Origin of the sequence: Streptomyces sp. SN-593, from assembly GCF_016756395.1 — a bacterium.
GTDB classification, from domain to species: Bacteria; Actinomycetota; Actinomycetes; order Streptomycetales; family Streptomycetaceae; genus Actinacidiphila; species Actinacidiphila reveromycinica.
Genome location: NZ_AP018365.1, coordinates 2,095,174 through 2,100,283, shown reverse-complemented (window position 1 = coordinate 2,100,283; position 5,110 = coordinate 2,095,174). Strand labels below are relative to the sequence as shown.

Sequence of the window (5,110 nt, the reverse complement as noted above, 5' to 3'; positions counted from 1 at the left end):
TCGGAACGAACCACCGCGACGCACCACACGAACGAGGAGAGGCCATCGTGTCCGACAACCCGTCAGACGACTTCGCCGTCCTGGCCCGCCGCGCCCAGCGCATACGTGACAGCGTCACGGGTGCCCAGTCGGAGTTGGCCACCACGGAGGCCACCGGCCACGGCGGCGGCGGACTGGTGCGCGCCACCGTGTCCGGCCGGGGCCGGATCGTCGCACTGGACATCGACCCCTCGGTGATCGACCCGCAGGCGCCGCAGACGCTGTCGGAGCTGGTCATCGAAGCAGTAGACGCCGCCAACGAGGCCATGGCGGCCCAGCGCGCCGAGCGGATGAACGAGCTGACCGGCGGTCTCGCCGAGATCGTCGACCAGTTGCACGGCGCCCGGCTGCCCACCGGACGGGTCGCGCCGATCACGCCCGCCCGCCGCCCCGGCAGCCGGCCGTCGCCCCTCGACGGTCTTCCGCTGCCGCCGGGTGTGCCAGGCCCGAACGGACACGGCAGGCCGAGCGGGCGGGGCGGCACGGGTGCGGACAGCGCGCGCTGAGCGGATGTCCCCGATAGGGAACGTCCCCCGGTGCAGGAACGGGGGCTGTTCACCGCGGGACACCGACTCCTACGGTGAGGGAACTCCATGGTCGGCAGAGGCCGGTAACCGCTCCTCTGCGGCCACCGTGACGGACGAAAATCGCTGATGTCCCGTATCGTTTTCCACCGGCCCGCCCGGGTCCTGCCGCCCCAACTGCCCATGGAACCCGTGGTCCTGGCGGCACCACCGCAGCCCGTCGGACGGGACGCGAACAACTGGCTGATGCTGCTGATGCCGCTGATGACCAGCTTGAGCATGGCCGCCTATCTGATGGCCGGCGGCCGAAAGATGCTGATCCTGCTCGGCATCTGCTTCGTCGTCGTCTCCGTCGGCACGACCGTCGGCATCCGGATGCAGCTGCGCCGCACCGCTCGCCGGGACAAGCTGAGGGCCCGCGACCGCTACCTCGCGCACCTGGTGGAAGTGCGCCGTGCCGCCCGTCAGGTGGCCGAGAGCCAGCGGGTCGTGGCGGCCTGGGCCTACCCGTCGCCGTACCGGTTGTGGGCGATCGCCACCCGCCGCCGCCGGGTGTGGGAGCGGCGCGCCACCGATGCGGACTTCCTCGTCGTCTGCGTCGGCGTCGGCACCGCCCCCCTGGCCACTCCGATCCGGATGGCCACCCGCAACGATCCGACGGTGGAGTACGACGCACGGGCCAAGGCCGCGGCCGACCGGCTGGTGGAGTCCGCGTCGACCGTCGGCAGCCAGCCCGCGACCGTGGACCTGTCGCGCGGTGGTGTCGTCAGTGTGCTCGGCCCGTCCGACGTGGCCCGCGGCGTCGCGAGGGCCGTGGTGTGCCAGGTCGCGGTGCTGCACGCACCCGATGACGTGGGCCTGGCGGTCGTCGGCGACGCCACGTCGTGGGGATGGGCCAAGTGGCTGCCGCACGCCCACGAACCGGACGCCTCGGGGGAGGCGGGCGTCGTCCCCCTGGTCACCGAGGAGTTCGACGGAGTCGCCGACCACCTCCGGATCTGGCTGGACCGGTTCGCCGAGCAGCCGGCCGTACGGCGCGGCATCATGGATCGCGACGCGCCGGACACCAGACGCCGGTTGGTCGTGGTTCTTGACGGCTATGACCCGCGCGCGGGCTGGGCCCGTTCTCAGACCGTGGCGGAACTGCTCGCCGCGGCGGGCCCGCAGAGCGGCATCACCGTCCTGTGTGTCGTCGACCGGGAGCGGGACGAGCCGAGCCGCGCCGACGTCAGGGTGCGCGTCGACGGCGAGGGCGCACTCTCGCTGGACGTCCGTCCCGTGGAGCGGGGCGCACCGTCGCGTCCGGAGGTCAGCGATGTGCTCGCCGAGTGGCCCGAGGTCGCGCTGTGCGAGGCGATCGCCCGCGAACTGTCGCCGCTGCGGCTGTCGGTGGAGGGCAAGGAGGTCCTGAACCAGGTGACCTCCCTGCCGCGGATGCTGGGCATCGGCGACATCGACGAGTTCGACCCGCGGTCGCTGTGGGTCGGCGAGGGCGACGAGGGCGTGCTGCGCATGCCCCTCGGCTTCGACGCCGATGGACAGCCGCTGCTGCTCGACCTCAAGGAGGCCGCACAGGGCGGTATGGGTCCGCACGGCCTCGTCGTGGGCGCCACCGGCTCCGGCAAGAGCGAGCTGCTGCGTACACTGGTTACCGGCCTGGCCGCCACCCACTCACCGGAACTGCTCAGCTTCGTGCTGGTCGACTTCAAGGGCGGTGCCACCTTCGCCGGGTTGGCAGACCTGCCGCACGCCGCGGGCATGATCACCAACCTCGTCGACGACCTGGCGCTGGTCGAGCGGGTCCGCGACGCCCTCGTGGGCGAGCAGCAGCGGCGGCAGCGCATCCTGCGTGACGCCGGCAACGTCGACAACATCCGTGACTACCAGATGCACCGCGCGGCCGGCCGGACCGGGCCCGACGGCAGTCCGCTGCCGCCGCTGCCCTACCTGTTGGTCATCGTCGACGAGTTCGGCGAACTCCTGTCCAGCCGACCGGACTTCATCGAGCTGTTCGTTCAGATCGGCCGGGTCGGCCGGTCGCTGGGCATGCACCTCCTGCTGGCCACCCAACGCCTGGAGGAGGGCCGGCTGCGCGGACTGGACGCGAACCTCTCGTACCGCATCTGCCTGCGCACGTTCTCGGCCGCCGAGTCCCGCGTGGTCATCGGCACGCCGGACGCCTACCGCCTGCCGCCGGTCCCCGGTTCCGCCTACCTCAAGGTCACCGACGCGGTGTACGAGCGATTCCGCGTCGCGCATGTCTCCGGCCCGCACCGGTCGGCGGGCAAGGCGTTCGGCAGCCCCGAGGCCGCCCCCCCGGCCCTCTTCGGCCTGCGGGTGCCACCCGGTCCGGGTGCCGGCAGCGCCCGCCACGAAGAGCCGGAGATCGTGCAGCCGGTCGTCGGCGGGCCCACCGAGATGCAGGTCATCGTCGAGCGGTTGCAGACCGTCGGCCAGACCGTGCACCAGGTCTGGCTGCCCCCCCTGCCGCTCGCGCTGCCGCTGGACGACCTCACCGGCCCGGGCGCCGTCCGTCCCGGTGTCGGACTGGCCGGGGAGTGGTGGCCGGAACGCGGCCGGCTGAGCTTCCCGGTAGGCGTGTCCGACATCCCCTCCCAGCAGCTCCAGGAGCCGCTGGTGACCGACTTCGCGCGGACCGGCAACCTGATGGTGATCGGCGCGCCCCAGTCCGGCAAGAGCACACTGCTGCGCAGCCTGATGCTGTCGGCGATGCTCACGCACACCCCCGACGAGGCGCAGTTCACCTGCCTGGACTTCGGCGGCGGCTCGCTGCTGCCCTTCGCGCAGGCCCCGCACGTCAGCGGGGTCGCCGGCCGGCACGACCTGGCGCAGGCCCGCCGTATTCTGGCCGAGGTCCGCCAGGTGATCGCCGAACGGGAACTGCAGTTCCGGGGGATGGACATCGACTCGCCCGCCGAGTTCCGCCGCCGCCGCGACGCGCGCGGTCTTCCTCCACGGATGCGCACCGCCGACCTGTTCCTCGTCATCGACAACTGGGCCGCGACCCGGAACGAGTTGGAGGACGTCGAGGCCGAGGTGCTGGACATCGCCAACCGGGGCCTCGGCGTCTGCGTCCACCTGGTGGTCACCGCCAACCGGTGGGGCGACGTCCGCACCACGCTGCGGGACGCCGTGCCCGGCCGATTGGAACTGAGGCTGAACGACCCCGGCGAGTCGGAGGTGGACCGGCGGGCCGCCCGGTCGTTCGGCGCGGTACCGCCTGGTCGGGGTCTGGCCCCGCCCGCCACGCAGTTCCAGGTCGCGCTTCCGCGGCTGGACGGTCGCGCCGACATCGAAGAACTCGCCGACGCCCAGGCGAAAGCGCTCGCCAAGCTCACCGCGGGCTGGGAGGGCGCCGTGGCTCCGGCGGTGCGGATGCTGCCCGAACGGCTGACCGTCAGCGAACTCGACCTGCCCGCGAAGGAACCCGCAGGCGTACCCGTCGGCATCGCCGAACACGACCTCAGGCCGATCTATCTCGACCTGACCTCCGCCAACCCGCACTTCCTGGTCTTCGGCGACTCCGGCTCGGGCAAGACCGAGTTCCTGCGCACCTGGATCTCCGGGGCGATGGTCCGCCGCACACCGTACGAGGCGCGCTTCGTCCTGTTCGACTTCCGGCGCGGCCTGCTCGGCCTCGTCCCGCCGGAGTACCTGGGCGCGTACGCGGGCGACGCGGGCACCGCGGCCTCGTTCGCCCAAGCCGTCGCCGACAAGCTCGCCGAGCGGCTGCCTCCGCCCGACGTGACGGTGCAGCAGCTGCGGGACCGCAGCTGGTGGCAGGGGCCCGAACTCTATGTCGTCGTCGATGACTTCGACCTGGTGTCGGCCGGCCGCCAGTCACCGCTCGCGCCACTGCTCGACTATTTGCCGCAGGCTCGCGAACTGGGCTTCCACATGATCATCGCCCGGCGGGTCGGTGGCACGACGCGCCGCCAGATCTCCGAACCGGTCCTCAGCAGGCTCCAGGAGCTGGGTACGGATGGTCTGGTCATGTCCGGCGATCCCCGGGAGGGGCCGATCCTGGGTGACCAGCGTGCCCAACCGCTGCCCCCAGGGCGTGGCAGGCTCATCCGCCGCTCGGCACCGAAGGCCCTGCTCCAGCTCGCACTCACACCCGAAAGTCCCGAGCACTCGACAGGAGCCGGCCAGGCCCCAGTCGTCGCTGCTGCGTGGGAATGAGCGGCGTGTGGTGTTCCCGGGAACCCGGCACGGCGGCGCTGGAGAGTGTTCCGGCGGTATTCCAGGCGCAGGGACCAAGGCCACCGGAAAGCGGTCCGCGTGCGGTCCTGTTCGATCGTGCGGGCAGGAACGTGTATCCGGTGCGGCCCGGCCGAAATTCCCCTTGCGGCCCGAAAGCGCCGGAGCGGCGGGAGCCGGCCGACGGCGGCCCGCGTACCGCGCTCGGCCCTGGGCCACGGAGTACGGCGGAACCGGGGGAAGCACGGGCCACCGGGTCTCCCGCCCGGCGCCGGAGAACGGGGACCGTCTTCCCCAGGCGTACCTCCACCCTCTTCTGCCGCCCT

2 protein-coding genes are annotated in these 5,110 nt (G+C 72.3%); both read left to right on the top strand.

What is annotated here, in order from left to right; translation table 11 throughout:
* Positions 1-47: 47 nt before the first annotated feature.
* Positions 48-545 (top strand): YbaB/EbfC family nucleoid-associated protein, encoded by a 498-nt coding sequence (locus RVR_RS08730; RefSeq protein WP_202233301.1) that lies wholly within the window; start codon positions 48-50, stop codon positions 543-545.
* Between the two features lie 147 nt (positions 546-692).
* Positions 693-4,766, top strand: coding sequence for a type VII secretion protein EccCa (gene eccCa / locus RVR_RS08725; protein WP_202233300.1), 4,074 nt, complete (start codon positions 693-695; stop codon positions 4,764-4,766).
* The last annotated feature ends 344 nt before the right edge of the window (positions 4,767-5,110 follow it).

Coding starts and splice junctions, on each gene's coding strand:
- eccCa (WP_202233300.1), top strand. CDS start 693: ATGTCCCGTATCGTTTTCCACCGGCCCGCCCGGGTCCTGCCGCCCCAA.